25 protein-coding genes are annotated in these 22002 nt (G+C 59.3%); 15 read left to right on the top strand and 10 right to left on the bottom strand.

Annotated features, from left to right (window positions below):
* The first annotated feature begins 59 nt into the window (after positions 1 to 59).
* The 9 genes from AADW57_RS10750 to AADW57_RS10710 all read left to right on the top strand — a co-directional run bounded on the left by AADW57_RS10750 (position 60) and on the right by AADW57_RS10710 (position 6396).
* Positions 60 to 407, top strand: coding sequence for a putative holin (locus AADW57_RS10750; RefSeq protein ID WP_341666891.1), 348 nt, complete (start codon positions 60 to 62; stop codon positions 405 to 407).
* A gap of 1 nt (position 408) precedes the next feature.
* Entirely contained in the window at positions 409 to 684 is a 276-nt protein-coding gene (locus tag AADW57_RS10745; RefSeq protein ID WP_341666890.1) for a phage holin family protein, read from the top strand.
* 9 nt (positions 685 to 693) lie between these two features.
* Positions 694 to 1371, top strand: coding sequence for a hypothetical protein (locus AADW57_RS10740; protein ID WP_341666889.1), 678 nt, complete (start codon positions 694 to 696; stop codon positions 1369 to 1371).
* Positions 1371 to 1613, top strand: coding sequence for a hypothetical protein (locus AADW57_RS10735; protein WP_341666888.1), 243 nt, complete (start codon positions 1371 to 1373; stop codon positions 1611 to 1613). The genes AADW57_RS10740 and AADW57_RS10735 overlap by 1 nt, the downstream gene beginning before the upstream one ends.
* Positions 1606 to 1731 (top strand): hypothetical protein, encoded by a 126-nt coding sequence (locus tag AADW57_RS10730; protein WP_341666887.1) that lies wholly within the window; start codon positions 1606 to 1608, stop codon positions 1729 to 1731. Before AADW57_RS10735 ends, AADW57_RS10730 begins: the two co-directional genes overlap by 8 nt.
* 174 nt (positions 1732 to 1905) lie before the next feature.
* A complete protein-coding gene (locus AADW57_RS10725; RefSeq protein ID WP_341666886.1) occupies positions 1906 to 2847 on the top strand; it encodes an aminoglycoside phosphotransferase family protein in 942 nt (313 codons plus the stop codon).
* A gap of 163 nt (positions 2848 to 3010) precedes the next feature.
* Complete coding sequence (locus AADW57_RS10720; protein WP_341666885.1) at positions 3011 to 4339, top strand: DUF2254 domain-containing protein; 1329 nt, start codon at positions 3011 to 3013, stop codon at positions 4337 to 4339.
* A 129-nt stretch (positions 4340 to 4468) separates the two neighbouring features.
* Positions 4469 to 5227 (top strand): M48 family metallopeptidase, encoded by a 759-nt coding sequence (locus tag AADW57_RS10715; RefSeq protein WP_445819141.1) that lies wholly within the window; start codon positions 4469 to 4471, stop codon positions 5225 to 5227.
* Between the two features lie 656 nt (positions 5228 to 5883).
* On the top strand, positions 5884 to 6396 hold the full coding sequence (locus AADW57_RS10710) for a ClbS/DfsB family four-helix bundle protein (RefSeq protein WP_341666884.1): 513 nt from the start codon (positions 5884 to 5886) through the stop codon (positions 6394 to 6396).
* Positions 6397 to 6420: 24 nt separating this feature from the next.
* Here AADW57_RS10710 and AADW57_RS10705 read toward each other — a convergent pair whose 3' ends face one another.
* Both AADW57_RS10705 and AADW57_RS10700 read right to left on the bottom strand, forming a co-directional pair.
* The gene (locus AADW57_RS10705; protein ID WP_341666883.1) at positions 6421 to 7914 is read right to left on the bottom strand and encodes a sensor domain-containing diguanylate cyclase; all 1494 of its coding nucleotides are present in this window, start codon (positions 7912 to 7914) and stop codon (positions 6421 to 6423) included.
* A gap of 182 nt (positions 7915 to 8096) precedes the next feature.
* Positions 8097 to 9452 (bottom strand): aminotransferase-like domain-containing protein, encoded by a 1356-nt coding sequence (locus tag AADW57_RS10700; RefSeq protein WP_341666882.1) that lies wholly within the window; start codon positions 9450 to 9452, stop codon positions 8097 to 8099.
* A gap of 186 nt (positions 9453 to 9638) precedes the next feature.
* Between AADW57_RS10700 and dctP the strand changes: the two genes are divergently transcribed.
* The 4 genes from dctP (at position 9639) to AADW57_RS10680 (ending at position 13892) form a co-directional block, all read left to right on the top strand.
* Positions 9639 to 10679 carry a TRAP transporter substrate-binding protein DctP gene (gene dctP, locus AADW57_RS10695; RefSeq protein WP_341666881.1) on the top strand — a complete coding sequence of 347 codons (1041 nt, stop codon included), beginning with the start codon at positions 9639 to 9641 and terminating at the stop codon, positions 10677 to 10679.
* An 80-nt stretch (positions 10680 to 10759) separates the two neighbouring features.
* The gene (locus AADW57_RS10690) at positions 10760 to 11281 is read left to right on the top strand and encodes a TRAP transporter small permease subunit (RefSeq protein WP_341666880.1); all 522 of its coding nucleotides are present in this window, start codon (positions 10760 to 10762) and stop codon (positions 11279 to 11281) included.
* The gene (locus AADW57_RS10685) at positions 11278 to 12591 is read left to right on the top strand and encodes a TRAP transporter large permease (RefSeq protein ID WP_341666879.1); all 1314 of its coding nucleotides are present in this window, start codon (positions 11278 to 11280) and stop codon (positions 12589 to 12591) included. The genes AADW57_RS10690 and AADW57_RS10685 overlap by 4 nt, the downstream gene beginning before the upstream one ends.
* A gap of 26 nt (positions 12592 to 12617) precedes the next feature.
* Positions 12618 to 13892 carry a hydroxymethylglutaryl-CoA reductase, degradative gene (locus AADW57_RS10680; RefSeq protein ID WP_341666878.1) on the top strand — a complete coding sequence of 425 codons (1275 nt, stop codon included), beginning with the start codon at positions 12618 to 12620 and terminating at the stop codon, positions 13890 to 13892.
* A 36-nt stretch (positions 13893 to 13928) separates the two neighbouring features.
* Here the strand turns inward: AADW57_RS10680 and AADW57_RS10675 are convergent, their stop codons facing one another.
* The 5 genes from AADW57_RS10675 to AADW57_RS10655 form a co-directional block, all read right to left on the bottom strand.
* The gene (locus tag AADW57_RS10675) at positions 13929 to 14534 is read right to left on the bottom strand and encodes a hypothetical protein (RefSeq protein ID WP_341666877.1); all 606 of its coding nucleotides are present in this window, start codon (positions 14532 to 14534) and stop codon (positions 13929 to 13931) included.
* 26 nt (positions 14535 to 14560) lie between these two features.
* Positions 14561 to 15274 carry a DUF6683 family protein gene (locus AADW57_RS10670; protein WP_341666876.1) on the bottom strand — a complete coding sequence of 238 codons (714 nt, stop codon included), beginning with the start codon at positions 15272 to 15274 and terminating at the stop codon, positions 14561 to 14563.
* Between the two features lie 17 nt (positions 15275 to 15291).
* On the bottom strand, positions 15292 to 16026 hold the full coding sequence (locus AADW57_RS10665; RefSeq protein ID WP_341666875.1) for a DUF6683 family protein: 735 nt from the start codon (positions 16024 to 16026) through the stop codon (positions 15292 to 15294).
* Between the two features lie 251 nt (positions 16027 to 16277).
* Positions 16278 to 17096, bottom strand: a complete 819-nt coding sequence (locus AADW57_RS10660; RefSeq protein ID WP_341666874.1) for an META and DUF4377 domain-containing protein — start codon at positions 17094 to 17096, stop codon at positions 16278 to 16280.
* 110 nt (positions 17097 to 17206) lie between these two features.
* Complete coding sequence (locus AADW57_RS10655) at positions 17207 to 17914, bottom strand: tellurite resistance TerB family protein (protein ID WP_341666873.1); 708 nt, start codon at positions 17912 to 17914, stop codon at positions 17207 to 17209.
* 210 nt (positions 17915 to 18124) lie between these two features.
* Here AADW57_RS10655 and AADW57_RS10650 point away from each other — a divergent pair, with 210 nt between their 5' ends.
* Positions 18125 to 19273 carry an ABC transporter substrate-binding protein gene (locus tag AADW57_RS10650; RefSeq protein WP_341666872.1) on the top strand — a complete coding sequence of 383 codons (1149 nt, stop codon included), beginning with the start codon at positions 18125 to 18127 and terminating at the stop codon, positions 19271 to 19273.
* Here the strand turns inward: AADW57_RS10650 and AADW57_RS10645 are convergent.
* Positions 19266 to 19844 carry a GNAT family N-acetyltransferase gene (locus tag AADW57_RS10645; protein WP_341666871.1) on the bottom strand — a complete coding sequence of 193 codons (579 nt, stop codon included), beginning with the start codon at positions 19842 to 19844 and terminating at the stop codon, positions 19266 to 19268. The genes AADW57_RS10650 and AADW57_RS10645 overlap by 8 nt on opposite strands.
* 157 nt (positions 19845 to 20001) lie before the next feature.
* Between AADW57_RS10645 and AADW57_RS10640 the strand changes: the two genes are divergently transcribed.
* Positions 20002 to 20859 (top strand): AraC family transcriptional regulator, encoded by an 858-nt coding sequence (locus AADW57_RS10640; RefSeq protein ID WP_341666870.1) that lies wholly within the window; start codon positions 20002 to 20004, stop codon positions 20857 to 20859.
* 20 nt (positions 20860 to 20879) lie between these two features.
* Here AADW57_RS10640 and AADW57_RS10635 read toward each other — a convergent pair whose 3' ends face one another.
* Together AADW57_RS10635 and AADW57_RS10630 are read right to left on the bottom strand one after the other, a co-directional pair.
* Complete coding sequence (locus AADW57_RS10635; protein ID WP_341666869.1) at positions 20880 to 21542, bottom strand: 3'-5' exonuclease; 663 nt, start codon at positions 21540 to 21542, stop codon at positions 20880 to 20882.
* A 193-nt stretch (positions 21543 to 21735) separates the two neighbouring features.
* The gene (locus AADW57_RS10630) at positions 21736 to 21960 is read right to left on the bottom strand and encodes a hypothetical protein (RefSeq protein WP_341666868.1); all 225 of its coding nucleotides are present in this window, start codon (positions 21958 to 21960) and stop codon (positions 21736 to 21738) included.
* Between the last annotated feature and the right edge of the window lie 42 nt (positions 21961 to 22002).

The following is a 22002-nucleotide window of genomic DNA, read 5'->3' as shown; positions in this document are numbered from 1 at the left end:
ATAGTTCAACTGTGATTTTTTACAGCAACCCGTTTGATTGTGTTTTTTTGGGAGAAACCATGGAGTCGACATCAAGCGCCGCATCGGCATTGGCGACGCTCTGGGCGGTGGTCATGACGTCTTTGTTGCCGGGGGTCAACGGCGATGCCTTGATCGGGGCGTTTGCCGGTGCAACGGTATTTGCGTTGCAGGCCAAGGAGCTGGGTCTGCTCAAACGGCTGGTCTACATGCTGATCTCTATCCTGATCGGCTATATGGGGGCCAGTGAAGTCATGACGCAGACAGGCTTGCAAAGCTGGACAATTGCCGCTTTCGGGCTGTCTTCCACGGTGGTTACGCTGGCCTTGGCCGGCATCGAAAAAATCAAGACATTCGATATCAGCACTATTTTCAAACGGGGTTCATAGCATGCTTGCTTCGATATTCACGGTTTTTGCTGTTTTGGCCAATGTGGCGACTGCGGGACGGTTGATCTGCTACCGTCGTGGCTGCGCTCGTTATAGGCCGGGCATGTCAGTGCTGGCCTATGTCCTGATCGTCAGCTCGGGCGGGCAGGTGATCGATGCCTTGTTCAATCACAGCCCGGTGTCCGGCTGGGAGGCGGCATTTACGATGGTCATTGCTGTGCTGGTCTGGCGGGCCAAGGGAAATGTGGCCTGCATGGTATCGGCCGTTCATGACTGAAGAGGCGGTATGACGACACTGCTAAAAAAAATGGCGAGCCTGGCGGCTCTTTTTTTTCGGCCCCGGAAAGAGGATGCGATCGTCGTGCCGGCCGAGCAGATACCGTTTCGGCATCTGGCCTGGGGCTTGAAGGTCAGCGATGCCTTTCGCGTCCGGGTGTTCGAGATTGCGCGGATTCTGGACGTGGAGCCGGATTATCTGATGGCGTGCATGGCATTTGAGTCGGCCGAAACATTCAGCCCGTCGGTGCGCAATGCCGCCGGCAGCGGAGCGACGGGACTGATTCAGTTCATGCCGACCACGGCTATCGGATTTTTTCACAGTAAGGCCCAGATCAAGGCAATGACGGCGGTGCAACGCAGGCAGGCAGGTCTGAATGCCTGTTTGCGCCTGGCCGCCATGACGGCCGAACAGCAGCTGGAATATGTCCTGCAGTATTTCATGCCGTACCAAGGCCGTCTGACCGGTCTGGCGGATGTGTATATGGCGATTTTGTGGCCTGCCGGCATCGGCAAGGCGGATCACTGGGAGCTGTGGAGCCTGTCCAGTCGACCAGTGACGTACCGTCAGAATGCAGGGTTGGATGCCAACAGAGATGGCCGCATCACCAAGGCAGAAGCCAGCGCCAAAGTGCAGGCCGCCCTGGCCAGAGGGCGTTTGCCGGGCTTTCTGTGGGAGCAGGCGTGATGATGCCGGCTGCTCGTGCCTGGAAGTGGCTGGCGGGCATTGCGCTGGTCTTGGCGGCATTGGCTGCCGTGCACTTGTATGGTGAAGGACGTTATGGGAAGGGAGTTGATGATGAGCGCAAACGACAGCTCGATCAGGCCGTTGCGGCCGCGCAGTCTCGGTCTAAGGCGGATCGGGCGGTGGGGCGCTTGCCTGATGGTGCCGCTGCTGAGCAGCTGCGCCGCCATTGGTCGCGTGACTGATACCGGTTGTCTGTGGACGCGCGATATCCTGATTCATCCGCAGGACATGCTGACCCATGTGACGGCGCAGCAGATCCTGGCGCACAATCTGGAACGCGCCAAGCAGTGCGCCGATTGATCACGGGCCCTTGGGATGTGGGGGGATTTCTGTCGATATATGCGCACCAGTGGGGGCAGGGCGCGGTGCTTGCACACGCATGACGCTGATTCTGCCTGGGCTGCGGGATGTGGCGGTGCCTGCGCAGCTTACTCATAATCCGTTGGCACGGTGCTCGTCCTAGGGTGGGCGGTTATGGTAGAAAGAGCATGGTTTAAAGGCAATGCACGCGTCCAGGGTTTCGTCAGGGCGGCGAAATGCGCTGTTGCATGGCACGGTCGTGGAGGCACAAAAATTAATCGCATACCCAACTTAACGCTCTTTGATCCTTACCTGCGACGCTGGAACGCACAGGCGGCTGGCGATCCGTTCGCCACGGATACAAGCGACCTTTTACCCGTTAGCCTTGGCGGGAAACAAGAGGGGCTTTCTGCGATGATCAAAATTGCGCACGATAGTGATGAGCGGATTGGTGGTCAGGTGCTGAAATGGTGGGAGGGCGATGGCGCGGCCCGGGTGTATGCGTGGGATTTGGCGACGGGAACGCTGCTGATGGAGCGCGCACTGGGCACCAGGCATTTGCTGCGCATGGCGGCAGAAGGGGACGATGACGCGGCGACGCGTGCTATGTGCCGCACTATCCATCAGTTGCATGCAAAGCGACTGTCGCCTCCACCGGATCAATTGCTATCACTGGCGCAGTTTTTTAGATCGCTTGCGCCGATGGCGCAGCGAGAAGGCGGCTTGATGGCCGAATGCGCAACGCTGGCCGATACGCTCTTGAGAGATCAGCGCGAGCAGGTGGTGCTGCACGGTGATGCGCACCACAGCAATATTCTCGATTTTGAGCAGCGCGGATGGTTAGCGATAGATCCAAAGCGCGTCACCAGCGAGCGCTATTACGATTACGTACATGTATTGTGCAACCCCGACCTGGCGGTGTGCTCCGACCCGGCGCGCTTTGCGCGGCAACTTGGCGTCATCCTCCAGGCTACCGGGCTGGAGCGCGAACGCTTGCTCAAATGGGTGATGGCACATGCTGCTTTGTCGGCTGCCTGGTTCCTGGAGGATGGCGAGCGCAGCATGGCCGATGCGGAACTGACTATCGCACATCTCGCCCGCCAGGCACGAGCTTGACGGTATCCGCCGTCGGCGCGCTGACGGCTGTTGCGTGTGCGGACAAAATCGTTCTGTGTTGAATACGAACGGGCCGGCGCTGGTATGGTGGAATCCTGTCCGCCGGGTATGCGACGTCAACGATGCTGCCAGGTTCTGCATTCATTCGACAAGGAAGGTCACCATGTTCCTGATCCGTCTTTGGAACCGCCTGTGGCTGGAGCGGCGCAACAAGTTGTGGGTCTTGCCCGCCCTGAACAGTGCGGCTGCGGTTTTGCTGGCTTTGGCCGCGGCGTGGGTGCCAGCGTTGCTGCCGCAGATGCAGTTGCCGGTGATCGCGCCCGAAACATTGGAAAGCCTGCTGACGGTCATTGCCTCCAGCATGCTGGCGGTGACCACGTTTTCTTTGTCCATTATGGTGTCCGCCTTTGCGTCGGCCAGCTCCGGGGTGACGCCCCGGGCCACCGAGCTGGTCATGGGCGACGAGGGCACGCGCTCGGCGATTGCCAATTTCTTGTCGGCCTTTATTTACGCTTTGGTGGCACAGATCGCGCTGGGTTTGAAAATCTATGGCGACAACGGGCGTTTCATTTTATTTGTTGGCACTCTGTGCGTGTTGGCCTGGCTGGTGTTGACCTTGTTGCGCTGGGTCAAGACGCTGTCGTCCTTGGGGCGGTTGAGCAATACCCTTAGGCGCATCGAGGATGCCACCCTGCTTTGTCTACGCGCCTACTGGTCCGAACCGTTGATGGGGGCGCAGGCACCGGAGGCATTGGGCGCGTGTCAGACCGTATTGCGTGTGACGGCACGGGATGTCCTGCTGGTCAGACGGATCGAGCTGCCGACCCTGCAAGCGTTGGCGCAGGAATGGGAATGCGTCATCCATATCCGGATTCGTCCTGGCCAATTGTGTTCCTTGGAAACCGTGTTGGCCGATCTGTGCGTGGATGCGTCGGCCCGGCAGGCGTGGGCCGACTTGGATGCCTCGACACGCCAGGAGCGTAGCCGCAGAGTTGCGGCCTGTTTTCAGTTGGATGCCGAGCGCACCTTTGATCAGGACCCGCGCTTTGGCATGCTGGTGTTGCGGGAAGCGGCACAGCGCGCCTTGTCGGCGGCCATCAATGATCCGGGAACGGCGATTGCCTGTCTGAACATCATGACCCGCAGTCTGCTCAAGAGCCAGATCCCGTCTGCAGAGCAGGCTTTTACCCGGTGCGGAGATATCCGCTTTGACCGTTTGAGCGTGCCTGCTCTGGCTCCACAGGAATTTCTGATCGATGGCTTTGATCCGGTGGCGCGCGATGGGGCAGCCTCGTTTGAGATCGCTGTCAAGATGCAGAAACTATTAGGGATGCTGGCACAGGAAAGCCCGTCTCGGGAGTTGGCTCTGGCCGCCGGTCGCCATGCGGTTTTCGCGTACGAGTGCGCCGCGCAGGCGTTGGTTCAAGCGAATGACGTGCAGGAGCTAAAGCGCGTGCATCAGGCCCAGGGGTTTGAAAAATCAACAGTCTGATTATTTACAAATGGAAATAAAGTGTTTGATGAAAGTTAAACAATTGTTATCCATTGCGTGCATCCTCTGTTGCAAGCTGTTTCGGTGTATACAATTGCCCCCTTTGATACTTTGAGAAGGGGAAGAGTGATGATTTCTCGTTTGAGCGCAGGTGCCGCCCTGCTGGTGATGGCCGGTTTGGCAGTCGGTTGCAAAACGATGGATGTGGGTGGCATGGTAGGCGCGGGCAGCAAGGCCTTGCAGGCCTACAACCTGTCCGATCAGGAAGTGATCGCCTTGTCCGATCAGTCTTGCCAGCAGATGGATGCGGAAAATAAAATCGCCAGCGCCAACAGCAAATACAACAAGCGTCTGCAGCGTATCGTCAAGCCACTGAGCAAGCAGCTCAACGGACAGACACCTAATTTCAAGGTGTACCAGGTACAGGAAATTAATGCCTGGGCCATGGCTAACGGTTGCATCCGGGTTTACGCCGGTCTGATGGACAAGATGAACGACGACGAATTGCGTGGCGTGATTGGTCACGAAATGGGGCACGTGGAACTGGGTCACAGCAAGAAAGCAATGCAGACAGCCTATGGCCTGTCGGCTGCGCGCGATGTGGCGGCGGCCTCGGGCAATGGCGTGGCCGCGCAGTTGAACTCCAGCCAATTGGGCCAACTGACCGAAGCCTTGCTGAACGCGCAGTTCTCCCAGTCCCAGGAATCGGCTGCCGACGATTATGCGTTTGATCTGCTGACCGAGCGCAAGCTCAAGACCCAGGGTCTGGTCACTGCTTTCGAGAAGCTGGCCGAGCTGGACGGCGGCGAGAGCAGCGTAATGAGTTCGCATCCTGGTTCCAAAGACCGTGCCCAGCGCATGCAGCAGCGTATCGACGCCGCTAAATAAGGCGGTTCGTCCGTCGGCATAAAGCCCGTTCTGGAATGTTCGCCCTGTTTGCTTAGCGAGGCTATGCATGGGGCAGGATGTTCCGGAGCGGGCTTTTTTGGTTCTTCGAGAAATGACGGGAGTTCCTTCGTAGTGGGCGGGCCGTGTGGGTCAAGTACAGCGGTGCCGTTCTCGCCAGGCAGGTCATAGCAGGCCGGTGGGCGAGTCAGGGCCATCGCCGCAGGCGGGATGCTGGGGCGGGGGGCAAGGGGCGTGCTGTTCGAGCAGGACGTTTGTGATTCGTCTAGCGGACGAGTCACCCTGCGAGTTCACGCCTCGCCCGCCCCGGCATCCTGACCAGGGAACCCGCGCGCAGCGCGGGCGAAGGACCCAGCCAAGCCGGCCTGCTATGACCTGCCTGGCGAGAACCCGAGGTTCTCTCTGCTTTGCCCAAACGGCGTGACATCTGCGCACACCGTACAAGGTATTAACCATCAGCTCTGTCCGATCTGGCTGCGCCTTGCATGGCGTCTTCAAAAAGCCAGTTCCTTATCGACTGGGTAAATTGGCGCTCGAAATTCTTCGAAGAACCTTTTTTCTTGCTGCCTACCGCGATTAAACTGCGGAAAATGCTCGTATTGGACGGCATCCAGGCTGTCGCACCAGGAGAACGGAAAATGGCTGTGCCTCAAAACAAACAGGAGCTGCTTGATGCTATTCGTAGCACGTATGGCAAGCTGGCGGCCGATCTGGTCGGTGTGCCGCCCGACGCCAGTCGTCTGCCCACTCTGGAAGGACACCGTCAGGGTACGCAGATCAGTGTGGCGGATTTGCTCGCCTACCTGATCGGCTGGAACAAGCTGGTTTTGAAGTGGTGCGATGGCAAGGCCACCGGTGCCGCAGTGGATTTTCCCGAAACCGGCTATACCTGGAATGATTTGGGCGAATTGGCGCAGAAGTTCTATGCCGATCATGCCGGCCTGGCCTATGGCGATTTATTGCAGCAATTGGCTGACGTACATGCCCGCATAGTGGCTTTGGTTGAAAGAGAGTCCGATGCCAGCCTGTATGGCGCGCCTTGGTACAAGACCTACACTCTGGGGCGAATGATACAGCTCAACACCTCTTCGCCGTATGCCAATGCGCGTGGGCGTTTGCGCAAATGGAAAAAATCCCAGGGGTTGGCGTGATGTAGCCGGGTGCGCTGTCGGCGCTTAGTCTGTGCTGCGCTGGCGGCGTTCCTGGGCGCTTTTTTCGTAATAATCCCGCTTGTTGGCGTACATGCGCTGGTCGGCCAGACGTAACGTGGCTTCCAGGGAATTGGGTTCACGCGCCGTCGCAATACCAATAGACAAGGCGATGGCCGGCGTGCCGTAAAACTGGTTGTTCAGCGCGGTCAGTTTGATGATATTGTCGGCCACGGCCTGGGCAGCCGCTTCGTCGGCCCCTGGCATCAGCACAATAAATTCGTCTCCGCCTACGCGGGCCGCATGCCAGGGTTTGTCTACCGCTTGCAGCAGCACTTCGCCCACTCGTTGCAGCAGGGCATCCCCACTGATGTGTCCCAGATGGTCATTGGTTTCTTTCAGGTGGTTCAGATCCAGCACCATGACCGAAGTGGGCAGGATGTTCTTGCGTGTCAGGCGGTTCAGTTCATCCACGTAATATGAGCGGTTTTTGAGCTTGGTCAGCACATCGTGCTTGCCCAGGTATTCCAGGTAGGTTTCGGCTTTTTTGCGGGCAGTAATATCGGTCAGGGCCAGCAGGACCTGATCCCAACTGTCTTCGTGCCCGCCGAAAACGGAAAATTGCAGGTGGATATTCAGGGGAGAGCCATCCAGCGTGTGGTTGAGCACTTCGCGTTGCTGGAACAGGCGTCCTTCCCACAAGTCGATCAACTGTTCGCGAAAGCTGGGAATCATCTCTTCCCGAAAAACATCGGGCAGGCGGGTCAACAGTTCTTTTTTGCTGTCGGCCTTGAACATGTCCAGTGTGTACTGGTTTACATCCAGCACTTTGATCTCGGCCATGCAGCGTTCCACGAACTCGGGGTGCACATCGGTAAAGGTGCGCAGGTCCGTGATGCCGTGGCTACGAAGTTCTTCCAGCAGCAAGCGTATGGTACTGAAGTCTTCTACCCACAGCGATACCGGGGCTTGCTGAAACAGGCTGCGCGCATGGCGGGCGCTGTCTCTGGCCCGGCGACGGGCCTGCTCCAGCTCGGTCACGTCTTCGATCACGACCAGCACGCGGTCGCCGTGGCGCTCCTGTTCGGGCAGCAGCACGCCCTTGAGCTGTATGTCCAGGCGTCGGCCATCGAGCGCGTAGTTGACGCTGCGGCTCTGAAAGTGACTTTGCCCGTCCCAAAGCTGTTGCAGTTCCCGGATAAAGGCCTCGAAGGTCTCGTCGCGCAGGACCTCGTTCAGTCGGCTCGATAGTTCGGTAAAGCTGTCCGCAGCAAACAAGGCCAGCGTGGCAGGATTGACGTGCAGCAAGCGAATGCGGGCCGAGCAGTGCGCGGCCTGTTCGGGATGGGCCTGCAAAAAGGTGGCCAGATCAGTTACGCCGTCCTTGCGCCACTGTTCAAACACCTCGAATACCCCGCTGTAGTCTTCCAGCCACATGGATACGGGCGAGGCATCGAACAGGCGCAGAGAGTCGGTGGAACCAAGGACAAGGGCCGGATCGGTCAAGATGGGAAGGGACATAAGGGGGCGCGGAAAAAGGAGCGGCCCGGCAGCAGGGCAGGGCAATGAACGCAACAAATAGTAGCTTGCTGACCGTGTATTGTGGGAAATATAAGCCTTTTTTGCTGATTGTTAATGTTTAAAGTGTTGCGGAGAGGGGAAATGTGTCATCTTTGAAAAAATCTTTCCGATAGAGGGCTGGCTTAGTGCACCCACTCCCGCAGCAAGTCCAGAAAGCGTTTGTCCAGGGCATAGGCAATATTGATACGCATGGCGCGCGCGGGACTGCGATCTGGCATGAACAGACTGCCGGGGGCGATGAAAATGCTGCGTTGCGAGGCAGCGTGCAGGAAGGCTGTTTCGTCCAGATTAGAGGGCAGCAGCACCCATAGATAAAATCCCCCGGTCGGCGGGGCAAAGATGCTCAGGCCCAGCTCGCTCAGCGCTTGATAGGCTTGTTTTTGTGCGCGTTCTACCTGCGTTTTCAGGCGGCGCAGGTGCTTCAGGTACTGGCCGCGCACAATCAGGTCGTAGACGGTGCGTTCGGCCCAGTCGGAAGTGGCCACCAGAGTCAGCATTTTCAGGTCGCACAAGGCTGACAGCAAGGTCTCGGGGCCCGTCATATAGCCTACGCGCACGCCGGCTGACAGGGTCTTGGAAAAAGTGCCCACGTAAATGACGCGTTGCAACTGGTCCAGCGTGGCCAGCCGGGGGCTGTCCACGGGCAGGATGTCGGCAAAAGGATCGTCCTCGACCACATAGAGCTGATGCTGTTCGGCCAGCGTCAGGATGCGGTGGCAGACTGGTAGCGTGGCGCTGGTGCCGGTGGGGTTGTGCGCCAGTGTCTGTGTAAAGAACAGCTTGGGCTTGTAGGTTTTGCAGGCGTGTTCCAGTTCGTTCAGATCAGGGCCGTCCACGGTGCGCCGCACGCCGATGATCTGGACGTTGGAGTACTGCAGCTTGCCGAATAACGGGTAATAGCCTGGGCTGTCCACCAGCACGACATCGCCCGGCACCAGACAGTAGCGCGCCACCAGATCCAGAGCATGATTCGCCCCGTATGTCAGCAGTATCTGGTTGCTGCCGCTTTTGATGCCGCGTTCGCGCAGCATCAGGGCGATGCGTTCGCGCAAGGGCTCGTATCCCCAGGGGTTGCCGTAGCCGTGATCCATCAGGTCGGAGACGGGTAGGTGGCCGCGTGTCAATTTATCCAGGCCGCGCGCCCAGCTGGCGGGCAGGCGGCCATCGCCCACGCGCACCTCGTACTGACGCACCAGTTGTTCGCGCAGCAGAGACACGGTGTCCATCGCTTGAGCCACATGGGGCTGGCGATTGGCAGTATTCAGTGTATCGGTCTGGGCCACGAAGTAGCCCGAGCCTGCTTGGGCCACTAGCAGGCCCTGCGCGACCAGCCTGTCGTAGGCGTCGGCCATGGTGTTTTTGGACACGCCATGGCGCTGCGCGCCGCTGCGAATGGACAGCAGGCGCGCGCCCGGCTTCAGAAGGCCGGCCTCGATCTCGGCCCGGATGGCATTGACGATTTGGTAGACCGGCCTCATGGCCTCTCCTTAGGGTTAAGACGTACCCATGTATAACGTGGGACAGTTTTGCGACTGACCCAATAACTGTACCTTGTATTGTCCCATTTTAGTTTTTATTATGGGACCGTATTGTCGCTACTAAAAATGACTATTCGGACTCTTGCTCGTCAAGAGATCCGCCATAAGCACCATTTGGAGGAAAGTATGAAACAGCTCTCTCGCCGTTCCGTCATCAAGGGTTTGGGCATGGCTGGTGTGGCCGCGCTGGGCGCAGGCGCTTCGCTGGCCCGCGCGGCCGACACTGTGACCTGGCGTATGCAGGCTTTGTGGGACGGTGGCACCACGCCGCAGAAGTTCGAGGAATACTTTGTCAAGCGCGTGGCTGATCTGACCGAGGGCCGCTTCAAGATCGATCTGTATTCCGCCGGACAGTTGGTGCCCGCCAATCAGGCCTTCGATGCGGTGCGCGGCGGCGCATTCCAGATGATGAAAACCTTTGACGGCTACGAAGCCGGCAAGATTCCCGGCCTGGCTTTTACCAGCACTGTGCCTTTTGGCTTTCCCGAAGCCGATCAATACGAAGCCTGGTTCTACGAACTGGGCGGTCTGGAGCTGGCGCGCGAAGCGTATGCGCCGGCCGGTCTGTTCTACATTGCTCCGACCGTGTATGGTCCCGAGCCCATCCATTCCAAAGTCGCCATCCAGTCGATTGCGGACTTAAAAGGCAAGAAAGGGCGTTTTGTCGGTCTGGCCGCGACCGTCATGGATGCGATGGGCGTGTCCGTGACGCCGCTGCCCACCAGCGAAGTGTATTCGGCGCTGGACAAGGGAGTGATCGATCTGGCCGACCGTGGCGATCTGACCGCCAACCTGGAAGCCGGCCTGGGTGAAGTGGCCAAGTACATCATTACGCCCGGTCCGCATCAGCCGTCCACGGCCACCAGCTATGTGGCTAACAAAGCGGCCTACGATCGATTGCCCGAACAATTCAAGGTGGCGCTGGCCACGGCGGCGCGCGATACCTCGGCAGCCTTGCGCCAGCATATCCTGGTGGCCGACGGCGTGGCCCTGGAAGCCTTCAAGAAGCAGGGCGTGACGATCAGTTCGCTGGACCCGGCTGATGTGCTGCAGGCCCGCAAGCAGGCGGTGGAAGTATGGCGCAAGGCGACCAAGAACAACCCCAACGCCGTCAAGATGCTCGATAGCCAGATCGCGTTCCTGGAGCGCCTGGGTCTGCTTAGCTAAGCGCGCAGCGCTGGACCGACCGGCCGGGCTGTGGTTGCGCCCGGCATTTTTTTCTCTCTTTGATCCGCCAGCGAGAACGTATGCTCCCTGCTTTGCGCGCGTATATACGCCTGATCACAACTTTGAACCGCTGGTGCTTTATGCTGGCGGCCGCCCTGATGTTGATTATTGTGCCGGTCATGCTGTTCGAGGTGACCAGCCGCTACGTCTTTAACGCGCCCACGGCCTGGGGCATGGAGCTGGCCGTGCTGTTGTTCGGCCCATATTTTCTGCTGGGCGGGCCTTATTTGATGCATATAGGCGGACACGTCAATCTGGATATTGTGCGCCGCCGTTTGTCGCCTGTGCCTGGTCGGGTACTGGATTCGGTCAATTTTCTGGTCATCATCCTGTTCTGCGGCATTTTGCTGTACTACTCCTGGCCGCTGGCCCTGCAGTCTTTCGAGTATCGGGAAACCACGTTTTCCGGCTGGAATCCCCCTTTGTGGCCCTATAAATTCGCCGTCCCGCTGGCCGCCGTGCTGCTGGGCTTGCAGACTCTGGCCGAATTCATCCGTATCTGGATTGATCCTGTGACCCGCACCGAGGAAGAACTGGCATGACTCCCAACATGATTTTGCTGCTCATGTTCGGCGGCTTGACGCTGTTCATGCTGTCGGGCCTGCCGATCGCCTTTGTGCTGGGTGGGCTGTCCCTGTTGTTGACGGTGACGCTCTGGAATCCGGAGTCCGTCATCATCATCGTGCTGCAGGTGTTCGACACCATGCGCTCGGAGGCCTTGCTGGCCATTCCGCTGTACATCCTGATGGCCGGTATTTTGCAACGCTCGGGCGTGATCGAGGATCTGTACCGCACCATGGAGATCTGGTTCGGCCGCCTGCGCGGCGGACTGGCCATCGGCACGGTCGTAATCTGCGTCTTCATGGCGGCCATGACCGGCGTGGTAGGCGCGGCAGTCACTGCCATGGGTGTGCTGGCCCTGCCGGAAATGCTCAAGCGCAAGTACGATCCGGCGCTGGCCACCGGCACCATATGCGCATCGGGCACCTTGGGCATTTTGATCCCGCCGTCGGTGCTGACCATTGTCTATGCCATTACGGCGCAGGTTTCCATCGGCAAGATGTTGATTGCCGGGATTGTGCCGGGCGTGATTCTGGCCGGCCTGTATGTGCTGTACATCCTGGTGCTGGCCTATACCCAGCCGCACCGGGTGCCCAAATGCAGCGGTCAGGCCATCGCCCTGAGCGTCAAGCTGGCCAGCTTAAAGCAGTTGATTCTGCCTATTTTTCTGATCGTGGTGATTCTGGGGTCGATTTTCTTCGGTATCGCCACGCCGACCGAAGCGGCTGCCGTGGGTGTGGCCGGTGCGATTCTGGCCAGCGCGGTGCGTCGTCGGCTAAGTCTGCGCAATCTGCAGGAATCCGGGGTGCAGGCTTTGAAAGCCACGGCCATGATTCTGTGGATCACGGTGGGTGCCAAGGCCTATGTGGCGATTTTCACGGGTCTGGGCGGTGCCGACACCCTGATGAACTTCATCCGTGACCTGAATGTGCATCCCTACATGATCCTGGCCTGCATGATGCTGATCCTGATTTTTCTGGGCACTGTCCTGGATGAGATCGGCATTATCTTGCTGACCGTGCCCGTGTTTCTGCCCATTGTGCGCGTGCTGGGCTTTGACGAGATCTGGTTCGGCGTGCTGTACGCCATCACGATCCAGACCGGCTATATCAGCCCGCCGTTCGGCTACACCCTGTTTTACATGAAAGGGGCTTTGCCCGCGTCCATCCATATGACAACGGTCTATCGCGGCGTACTTCCTTTCATGCTGCTGCAAGTCGTCGCCCTGTTGTTGATCGCGGCCTTCCCCGGCCTGGTAACCTGGCTGCCCCGACTCATGAGCGGCGCTTAACGCTTTGACATGACAAGGACACTATCATGAGCACTACTCAACCCAGCTCCCGCATTTCGGGTTTTCATAAACTCAGCCCCGACGAACGTCTGCAGAAAACCGCCGATTTCGCCGGCTTGGATGCCGACGCCGTCACGCACCTGCGCAATATGGGCAATCTGGACCCCGCGCTGGCCGATCGCCTGATCGAGAACGTCGTGGGCACCATGAACATTCCCCTGGGCATTGCCACCAGCCTGAAGATCGACGCGCAGGATTACCTGATTCCGATGGCGACCGAGGAGTCCTCGGTGGTGGCGGCGGTGTCCAATGCGGCGCGTCAGTGCTACGATCATCAGGGCTTCCAGACCTCGATGTCGGGCACCTTCATGATCGCGCAGATTCAGTTGGTGCAATCGCCCAACCCCCACGATAGCCGTCTGCGCATTCTGGAGCGCAAGGACGAAATCCGCAGCCTGTGCAACGAATGCGATCCGATTCTGGTACAGATGGGCGGCGGCTTTCATGACCTGAATGTGCGCGTGCTGCAGACCGAGGGCGGCCCGATGGTCATTACCCATATCGTGGTCGATACCAAAGACGCAATGGGTGCCAATGCGGTCAATACCATGGCCGAGACCCTGGCACCGCATATCGAGCGCTGGACCGGCGGCAAGGTGTATCTGCGCATTCTGTCCAATCTGGCCGATCAGCGCCTGGCGCGCGCGCGGGCCGTCTGGACGTGCGAAGCCATCGGCGGACCGGCGGTGCGTGATGGCATCGTGTCGGCCTACCAGTTTGCCGATGCCGATCCGTATCGGGCGGCCACCCACAACAAAGGCATCATGAACGGTATCTCGGCGGTGGTGTTGGCCACTGGCAATGACACCCGTGCTGTGGAAGCCGGTGCCCACGCGTATGCGGCCCGCAACGGCCATTATGGTTCCTTGACCCGCTGGGAAGTCACGCCAGAAGGCCATCTGGCCGGCAGCATCGAAGTGCCGATGGCGGTGGGCCTGGTGGGGGGCGCGACCAAGCTGCACCCGACAGCCCGCGCCTGCTTGCAAATTCTTAATGTGCAGTCCGCCCAGCAATTGGCGCGTGTGATTGCAGCGGTCGGTCTGGCGCAGAATTTCTCGGCCTTGAAGGCCTTGGCCACTACCGGCATCCAGAAAGGCCATATGTCCTTGCACGCCCAGAATATCGCCATGATGGCCGGCGCGCTGGGCGACGAAATTGCCGTATTGGCCGACAAGCTGGTGGCCTTGGGCAAGGTGCGTGTGGATATCGCGCTGGAAGAACTCAAGCGTTTGCGCGGCTAAGGTCGCGTGCGTGCTCCAAGGCGGGCAGGGAGCGTCTTAGAGCACGGCGGCGGCGCGCATGGCCTGATTGAAGGCGGTGCGTGCCGGGCGGGGCAGCCCTTTGGCTGCCTGAGCCAACCATTCAAACAGGCTCTGTTGCGCCGCAGGTGCGTGGCGCTGCGCGCCGAGCGCAAATGCGGGTAGCTGCTGCTGTCTATCGTTCAGTGCGGCGGCAATGCCGCCGGTTAGAAAACCGGCGTCCCGGGCGACGGGGTACCAGAAGGAGCCATCTTTTTCTTCCCCTTTGGCCAGTATCCGTGGCTCAACGAATAAAGCGGCCCATTGCCTGCCCAGTGCCTCGGCCTGCCCGTTGTCCAGCATGGCGGCGGCATAGCGTTGCCATGCTTTGTGGCCGCCAAGACCGGTGCGCAGTTCGCGGGCCAGGGCAAGGGGGGCGGCATCGACGGTATCGCTCAGAGCGTGCAGTGTGGTGCTATCGAGCGAGTGTGTTGCAGCGATAAATTGCTCGGCGGGCAGGGGCTGGGTCTGTGCCGGTAAAGCAAGCAGCAGCGCGGCAAGAAGCGTTGCTGCTGACAGGAGGCGTGCTTGATGGCATCGGTGAACGCAGGGCTGGCGGTCTTTCGGGCCTTTTGATGTGGTCATGCACGGCCTAGTCGATGGGACGGCCGTCATGGCCGGGCCACAAAACCGGCATTGCTCAGCTCCAGGCCGAGCAGATCAATGTTCATTTCCTTGCGAAAGCGTGTGACGGCGGCTTGGCCCAGGCGCCGTTGCAGGTCTTGATCGCCGCGCTGGATGGCATTGATATAGACCGCGTGCTGAAGCAGGAAATTCAGCATCAGGACTTCGGCCATTTCCTGCCGCCCGGCATCGTCCAGACGCGCCAGAGCGGGCGTGGTAGCAATCGCCCGGCGGGTCTGTGCGAGCACCGCCTGGGTCTGCTGGCGTGTGTTGTCGCTTTGGTTGGCCATGACCCAGTTCAGTACCCAGTAGGCAGTCAGGGCATCACCCAGATTTCCTGGACGCAGACCGTTTTCGCGTACGATGCTGGCCCAGCTGGCAACCGGGTCGCCTTTCTCCAGAACAGCACCGATTTGTCGGGCGGCTTGCTCGCCCGAGGTCTGCCGCACGAACTGGACGAATTGGGCACGCACCCGCGCCGAGATATCGCGGTTTGATTGATAGCTGCCGGTGGTGCCGGGTTTGGTCGCACGGGCCTGTGGCCCAGGGGCTGCCGGCTCCAACATGCTGTCGCGCACGGCGGCGTGCATCTGGTTCATGGCATCGGCCGTGGCAAAGCCTTGAAAAGAATAGTCCTGGGCATGGGCCAAGGAGGCGACGACGATGGACAGGGCACCGCATAGCGTGGTCAGGCGATTCATGGCGATCTCCGTCATGTTCAGGGCTGTTTGGCTTGGAATCCTTGCGTGCCCAGTTGCAGCGTGCGCAGGTTGACCTGCATTTCGTTCTGGAAGCGGGCCACGGCGGCATCTTGCAGCCGGCCTTGCAAGGCGCTGTCATTGGCGCGCATGGCATCTTCGTAAGCAATGCTTTGGGCGATGAAGTTCAGAATCAGCACCTCGGCCATCTCCTGCTTTTGGGCCTGGTTCAGGGAGCCGAAGACATCGTGGCCGCCCAGGCTGCGCCGCACTTGCTGCAGGGCTGCCTGGACTTGGGCGCGTTGCACCGAACGAACATCGTTGGCGATCTGCCAATTAAGCACCCAATAGGCGGTCAGGGCGTCGGCGACATCGCCGCGCTGCAAGCCGTATGCGGCGACATGCGATCCCCAGCGTCCAAAAAAATCCTGTTGCTCCATCGCGGCGCGGATGCCTGCGCCGTCCCCGCCGGTGGATTGTACGAAATCGGCAAACTGCTGCTTGACTCGTTTGGTCACGGCCGGGTCGGACTGGTAACGGGTTGGGTAGGCGGGGGCTGGGGCATCGCCCGCGGAGCTTGCGTTCAGTCTGCTGTTCAGCAATCCGTGGTGCAAGATATTGTTGGCGATATCGGCCGACAGATTGCCGTTGCTGAACGAGGCCATATAGTCCTGGGCCTGCGTCGGTGTTGCAGCCAGGGCGATCAGGCCGCTCAGGGTTAGGGTCCGGCTTAGGCGGGCGAGGCTCAAGCGCATGCTTATCTCCGGTTCGGGCAGCAGGCTGCCGAAAAAAAGTCCCCCGAATCAAGGGGGACCTGAAGCCGGACGCACGGGGAGGTGAATGCTAACGTCCGGGGTAAATTTCATACTAAATGGACGTTAGCGTTGGCTGCTGTGTCAGAAACCGGCATTGCGTAACCGTTTATGGCTATCGCAGCGTTTTCTCTTGGGCTTGTTCTGTCTGGTTACGATATGGCTGTAGCCGAGACCTCAAGCAGCGAGGAGATTTAAGGGCGGACGGTTTCGGAACTGACCACCATATCCAGCACATCGGCGTATTTGGACGCATCGGCCGGTACATTTTTCAGCGTGTAGCGATTGATGCGCAACACATTGCGGATGCCGGGCCGATGGGTATAACCCTCGATGTTGCCGTAGTAATGTATCCACGGTCCGGTCTGTGTCTGCACGCCATTGTCGCCGTATTGGATTTCGCGCACTTTCAGGCACTGATAATTGGGCATCAGCGGATGCGAGCAGGCCTCGCGCTGTGCCGCCACTTCCAGAAACACGCGCTCGGGCTCGCTGCCGTAGCGGGTGGTGGCGGTAGGTTCGCCTTTCAGTCGCCACTTGCTGCCGTCTTTGAACGTCAGGGTCAGGACGGGAGCCGGGTCGTTGGGTGCAGAATCGGCCTTGGCCATCGACCAGTTGGTGGCCGTCGGCAGCAACTTGCCCACTTCGTGCTCGTTGCGCATCAGATTTGCGTCTGCGCAGGCTTTCATGGTGCTGACCGGATGGGTGATGCTGATTTTCGAGCCGCTTAATGTATAGCCGCCGCTGAGCAGATTACACAGCCCGTCCACCGACACTTGCCGGTCGGTGAAGTTCAGGGTCAGGGGCTTGCCGCCCATACCGGCAGTGGCTGGTTGGGGCTGGCCGTCTTTGCCGGCGGCCGCGAACAATGCCCAGTGATAAGCCTTGAGCGAAATTTCTTTGTCCATTTGACGTTCTGAAGCAGGGGTGTCGGATGCCGTTGGAGGGGCCGTGCAGGCGACCAGACTCAACAAAGCCACTATGCCGGCTGCCAAGGTCAGGGTTTTCTTCATGGGCATATTCCTATGTATGTCATCAGGACGGGTGAAGCGTTCACCCGGGTAAACGCAGGTTTGCATTGTGGGCGGCGTGGTTTGCCCTGACAAGCCTTCTTCACCAAGCCTTACGTTTGCGTTGCGTTTTGAAACTGGTTTTCCAGGCTGGTGCGCAAGGAGTCGGGCAGAGACATGCGGCGTGCCAGCTCGTCCAGGTAGGCACGTTCCATATAGCTTTGCTCGTCGATGGCCACCAGGCTGGCAAGGTAAATCTCGGCTGCCATTTCAGGGGTCTGGGCCAAGCTGGCCACGGCCTGGGGGTCAACGGGCTTGAGCATTTCCTGGGACAGCCAGTTGCGTGCTTGCTCGGGGGCGGCCAGTTTGGCGATTTCCCCGTCGATCAGTTGGCGCTCGGCATCGCCGATATGGCCGTCTGCCTTGGAGGCGGCCACCAGTGCGGCCAGAATGACCAGGGCGTGAGCATCGGCCTGGCTGCTGGTGGCTGTCGGCACGGGCAAAGGGGCGACGGGCACTGCTTGCACAGGGGTCGGTGCCTGGGTCTGTCCTGCATTCTGTTCCTGCCAGTTCTGGTAGACCTTCATGGCTAATGCGCCCAGTGCGGCTGCGCCGCCATAACCGGCCATAGAGCCGCCCATTTTGCGAAACTTCTTGTTGCCCAGCAGCATCCCCAGCACGCCGCCGACCACGGCACCGCCGCCAAAGCCACCAGCCTGGTCGGCCAGCTTTTTGCCCAGGCCGTTCTTGTTTTGTTGGCCGGGTGTTGCAGCCCCTTGGCTGCTTTGCAGGATCTGTTGCAGCAATTGCTGTAATGACATGGAATGCCTCTTGAGGTAATAAACAGTAGCCCAGTTATAAACTACTTTTACGTCGAAACCCGACTGTAATTGTAATTGGACCCAGGTAATCCTTTTGCCGGCTGCTCCCCGGGGCAGGGGCGAATTTGGTATCTTATCGGCTGATCTGTTTCCAGAGGCGCTTGCGCCGATTCTTAGGGGGAAGGGCCGCCTGGCCGGCCTCAAAAAAACATGACGCTCACTCGAACTGTACTTGCCGCATCCGTCTTGCTGGCCGCCGTGGTGGCACCGGCTCATTCTCAGGTCAAAATCGGGGTGATCGCTTCGGCGACCGGCCCTACGGCAGTGGTGGGATTGCCCCAACGCAATACGGTGCCGCTGCTGCCTGCCAAAGTGGGCGAACTGAGCGTGGAATACATTTCCATGGACGATGCCAGCGATCCCAATCAAACCGTGACCTTGTTCAAGAAAATGATTTCCGAGGACAAGATCGACGCCTTGATCGGACCGACCGGCTCGCCCAATGCAATGGGTATTATCCAGTTTGCCGCCGATTCGGGGACACCGGTGCTGGCTCCGGTCGGAGCCGCCGCGGTTGTGCTGCCCATGTCGCCGGAAAAGAAATGGGTGTTCAAGACCACGCAGAACGACGACATCATTGCGGCGGCATTGGTTCAGCATATGGTGGCGAACGGTGTAAAGACCGCCGCCTTTTTGGGATTCAACGACGCCTACGGCGAGAGCTGGCTGAATGTCTTCAAAGACCTGACGGCCAAGAACAATATCCAGATCGTGGCGACCGAGCGCTATGTACGCTCGGATACCTCCGTAACCGGCCAGGCTCTGAAAGTCTATGCCGCCAAGCCTGATGCGGTGCTGGTGGCCGGAACGGGCGCGGCCGCCGTGTTGCCGCAGGTCACGTTGGTCAAGCAAGGCTACAAGGGGCAGATCTACCAGACCCACGGTGCTGCATTGCCTGCCTTCCTGCAGTTGGGGGGCGAGCAGGTAGAAGGCACGGTGCTGGCTGCCAGCCTGATGCTGGTGTTGCCCGAAATCGCCGACAGCAATCCTTCCAAACCCATCGCCCAAGATTATATCCAGCGTTATACCGCCCGATACGGCACGGCTCCGGCGACCTTCGGTGCCAACGTCTATGATGCCGGCTTGTTGCTGGAAAAGGCGATTCCACTGGCGGCAGCCAAGGCCAAGCCGGGCACACCGCAGTTTCGGGCCGCCTTGCGCGATGCGTTGGAGCAGACCCGCGAATTGGTGGCGACCCAGGGCGTCTACAATATGTCGCCTAACGATCACAGCGGCTTTGACGAACGGGGACGGGAACTGATCACGGTGCGCGATGGTCAGTGGCGTCTGATCAAGTAAGGTCGGGAGCAGGCCGGGGCGCGGGCGCAGCAGCGTCTGCGCGCCATTCTTGGCCAGTGATGCGGCTGATGTGCTGGGTGCGATAGTCGTCCAGAAACTCGTTGTATTTGTCTTTTTCGGTACGCTGATAACGGAAGCCGCATTTGGCCTGGGCGCTGTGGGACTGGGCATTATCGGCAAAGTATGAACACCATAGTGCCTGCAGTTCCAGCGTGTCGAAAGCGTGGCGCATCAATTCGCGCACAGCTTCCGGAATCAGCCCCTGCCCCCAGTAGGGCACGCCTATCCAATAGGCGACCTCGCCTTCCTGTTCGCTGATGCTGATATTGCTGTTCTCGCCCACCAGCAGGCCTACGCAGCCAATGGCGCGCCGATTTTCTTTCAGTTCAAGCGCATACACCTGCGGGTGGTTGAAGACGGTGCGTATGATTTCGGCGCTTTGCTCGACGCTGCTGTGCGCGGGCCAGCCGGCAATAGGCCCGACCCGTTCGTCTTTGGCAAACTCGAATAAGTCGGGGGCGTCCTCGGGTACCCAGGGGCGCAGTATCAGGCGTGGTGTTTCCAGTTTCATGGTTCGTGGTTTCCGGCGGTCAGTGAAAAAGTAAGCACAATACCGGGCTTTGCCAGTAGCCAGAATGGCCATTCCTGCGTATCTTCGGTACTTTTGACAAGTAGCCCTTGTCCTTGTACCTTGCCTGCTGTTTGTGTGTTCCAGGACGATGCTGTCTATGCACCGTATCCCGCAATTGAGCGATCAAGACGATTCGATGCACATCGAGTCCAGCACACTGGCGACTGGCCAGGGCGTGCCGCTGCACTTTGGCCGGGCGTATATGGTTTTATTGATCTGCACGCGGGGCTGTGCCCGGTTCACGGTCAACTTCAAGGACAAAGCGCTGCGCCGCCATGACGTACTTGTCTTGGCCAGGGATACGGTTGCCGTACTGCGCCGCCGATCACGCGGCTTTCAGGCTACGCTTGTGCTGATGCCCGAGAGCCGGGCGGCAGAAGTGGCTTATCCCTTGCCCAGTTCCCTGTTTGTGCATCTGCATCACCATCCGTATGCCTCGCCGTGCGCGTCGGAGCGTGTGTTGCTAAGAGCTTGGCTGGCGCAATTACAAAGCCTGGTAGAGACCGGCAGCGCTTTTCGGGACATTATGTTGCGTAATCTGCTGCAAAACTTTTTCCTGCATATGGCCGCAACGATCCCGGCGATGGCCGAAGACGCGCCAGAGCCCAGTCGTGGCGAACGTCTTGGTCTACGGTTTTGGGAGTTGGTTGGCCGCCATTGTCGCCAACGGCGAGATGTCGCCTTTTATGCGGCGGCCTTAACGATCAGCCCGTTCTACCTGTCGCAATTGACCCGCCGTCTTTTCGATGACACGCCCAAGGGGCTGATTGACCGGCAGGTCGTGTTGGAGATCAAGTCGCTCTTGGCATACAGCGAATTGCAGATCGGCCAGATTGCCGATGCCTTGTGCTTCGAGGATGCATCGTATCTGTGCCGATACTTCAAACGCCACACCGGCCTGGCCTTGTCGGTGTACCGGGGGCGCGAACGCGGGCAAGGCGCGCCGCCGGTTTAGGCGCTGGCCCGGCAAGGGCTTCAGGCCTGGCCTTGCAAGGCCTTGATCAGATACGGGTCCAGATCGGGCTGGCGCAGCAGCCAGTTTTTATAATCCTGCGGTACATCCGCAATAGCCATGCCTTTATGTTTGCCAAAGCGCAGCACGGTGGGGATGCGGGCTTTTTCCGACAATTGCCAAAGCTGTTCCCACGTCTGGATATTCTGGGTGTGGCCCAGCAAAAAATGCAGCACGGACAGACAATTGTGTACATCGGCCAGGGCCGAATGCGCCTGACGTAGCCGTTCGCGGGCGTTTTTGCGGTCAATGTGGTAAATGAGCGCGGACTGGCTGTAGCTGTCTAGGCCTGGCAGCAGGTGGCGGGCCAGGGCCAGGGTGCAGATGCGCTTGACGGCGGGTTGGCCTGCGCACGTCCAGTCGTAATCGACGTTATGGCCGATCAGGTACTGGGTGTCCGCAGGCAGGGCAAAATCGGTGTGCGCAGGGCAGTCCTGCAGCTCTTCGTCGTAAATGTGGTGCGTGGCCAGCGCGCCCAGGGTGATGGCTTCATCGGGGCGATAGCGTTGTTCGAACTCTTGCTCGACCAGCAGGAATACCGGGTTGTTCAGACGCAACCAGGCGGCTTCGATGATTTGCGGCTGGGCGGTGCCGGTGGTTTCGGTGTCAAACAGCAGGGCGGACATACAGGGTTGAGTATTAGGTAAAGCACTTATGGTAGAGCATGCATGCGGCTTTGCCTACCGGCCATTAGGTGGTCAATGCATGACGGTAGCGATGACAAAATGGGCAAAACCTTGCCCCGTGCGGTCTGTGGGAAAGAGGGAGAGTGTTCTCCCCAGGGTTACCCACATTTTTTGTGGATAAGTGCGGGGCTGCTTAAAGTGGTTTCAGGCGAAAGCCTTCCAGCACGCCCCAGCGACTGGTGCGCAGCAGCCAATGTGTCTCGCAACGCTGGCAGCGGTATTGGGTTTCATGGGAACCATCGCGGCCGGGTGGATGCTGACCGAGCAAGCGCAGATCGGCGTGCGGTTCGATGGTGGCCAGTCCTTGCGGCAGATGCAGGCACGCCTCGCACAAGGTCGAGCTGTGAACCTGGGACATGTGCATTCCTTTTGGTTTCGGATTGATACAATAGTACCAGAT

The sequence above is a fragment of the Alcaligenes sp. SDU_A2 genome (assembly GCF_038237375.1).
Taxonomy (GTDB): domain Bacteria; phylum Pseudomonadota; class Gammaproteobacteria; order Burkholderiales; family Burkholderiaceae_B; genus Alcaligenes.
The sequence above is the reverse complement of the archived record's forward strand: the minus strand, read 5'-3'. Positions and strand labels throughout refer to the sequence as shown.

Bases quoted from the DNA above. Each gene is read 5' to 3' on its own strand.
- AADW57_RS10650 (WP_341666872.1), top strand. From the start codon at position 18,125: ATGACGCTCACTCGAACTGTACTTGCCGCATCCGTCTTGCTGGCCGCC.
- dctP (WP_341666881.1), top strand. From the start codon at position 9,639: ATGAAACAGCTCTCTCGCCGTTCCGTCATCAAGGGTTTGGGCATGGCT.
- AADW57_RS10700 (WP_341666882.1), bottom strand. From the start codon at position 9,452: ATGAGGCCGGTCTACCAAATCGTCAATGCCATCCGGGCCGAGATCGAG.
- AADW57_RS10745 (WP_341666890.1), top strand. From the start codon at position 409: ATGCTTGCTTCGATATTCACGGTTTTTGCTGTTTTGGCCAATGTGGCG.
- AADW57_RS10680 (WP_341666878.1), top strand. From the start codon at position 12,618: ATGAGCACTACTCAACCCAGCTCCCGCATTTCGGGTTTTCATAAACTC.
- AADW57_RS10715 (WP_445819141.1), top strand. From the start codon at position 4,469: ATGATTTCTCGTTTGAGCGCAGGTGCCGCCCTGCTGGTGATGGCCGGT.
- AADW57_RS10670 (WP_341666876.1), bottom strand. From the start codon at position 15,274: ATGAATCGCCTGACCACGCTATGCGGTGCCCTGTCCATCGTCGTCGCC.
- AADW57_RS10640 (WP_341666870.1), top strand. From the start codon at position 20,002: ATGCACCGTATCCCGCAATTGAGCGATCAAGACGATTCGATGCACATC.
- AADW57_RS10675 (WP_341666877.1), bottom strand. From the start codon at position 14,534: ATGACCACATCAAAAGGCCCGAAAGACCGCCAGCCCTGCGTTCACCGA.
- AADW57_RS10660 (WP_341666874.1), bottom strand. From the start codon at position 17,096: ATGAAGAAAACCCTGACCTTGGCAGCCGGCATAGTGGCTTTGTTGAGT.
- AADW57_RS10750 (WP_341666891.1), top strand. From the start codon at position 60: ATGGAGTCGACATCAAGCGCCGCATCGGCATTGGCGACGCTCTGGGCG.
- AADW57_RS10725 (WP_341666886.1), top strand. From the start codon at position 1,906: ATGGTAGAAAGAGCATGGTTTAAAGGCAATGCACGCGTCCAGGGTTTC.
- AADW57_RS10705 (WP_341666883.1), bottom strand. From the start codon at position 7,914: ATGTCCCTTCCCATCTTGACCGATCCGGCCCTTGTCCTTGGTTCCACC.
- AADW57_RS10720 (WP_341666885.1), top strand. From the start codon at position 3,011: ATGTTCCTGATCCGTCTTTGGAACCGCCTGTGGCTGGAGCGGCGCAAC.
- AADW57_RS10685 (WP_341666879.1), top strand. From the start codon at position 11,278: ATGACTCCCAACATGATTTTGCTGCTCATGTTCGGCGGCTTGACGCTG.
- AADW57_RS10635 (WP_341666869.1), bottom strand. From the start codon at position 21,542: ATGTCCGCCCTGCTGTTTGACACCGAAACCACCGGCACCGCCCAGCCG.
- AADW57_RS10655 (WP_341666873.1), bottom strand. From the start codon at position 17,914: ATGTCATTACAGCAATTGCTGCAACAGATCCTGCAAAGCAGCCAAGGG.
- AADW57_RS10645 (WP_341666871.1), bottom strand. From the start codon at position 19,844: ATGAAACTGGAAACACCACGCCTGATACTGCGCCCCTGGGTACCCGAG.
- AADW57_RS10630 (WP_341666868.1), bottom strand. From the start codon at position 21,960: ATGTCCCAGGTTCACAGCTCGACCTTGTGCGAGGCGTGCCTGCATCTG.
- AADW57_RS10740 (WP_341666889.1), top strand. From the start codon at position 694: ATGACGACACTGCTAAAAAAAATGGCGAGCCTGGCGGCTCTTTTTTTT.
- AADW57_RS10690 (WP_341666880.1), top strand. From the start codon at position 10,760: ATGCTCCCTGCTTTGCGCGCGTATATACGCCTGATCACAACTTTGAAC.
- AADW57_RS10735 (WP_341666888.1), top strand. From the start codon at position 1,371: ATGATGCCGGCTGCTCGTGCCTGGAAGTGGCTGGCGGGCATTGCGCTG.
- AADW57_RS10665 (WP_341666875.1), bottom strand. From the start codon at position 16,026: ATGCGCTTGAGCCTCGCCCGCCTAAGCCGGACCCTAACCCTGAGCGGC.
- AADW57_RS10710 (WP_341666884.1), top strand. From the start codon at position 5,884: ATGGCTGTGCCTCAAAACAAACAGGAGCTGCTTGATGCTATTCGTAGC.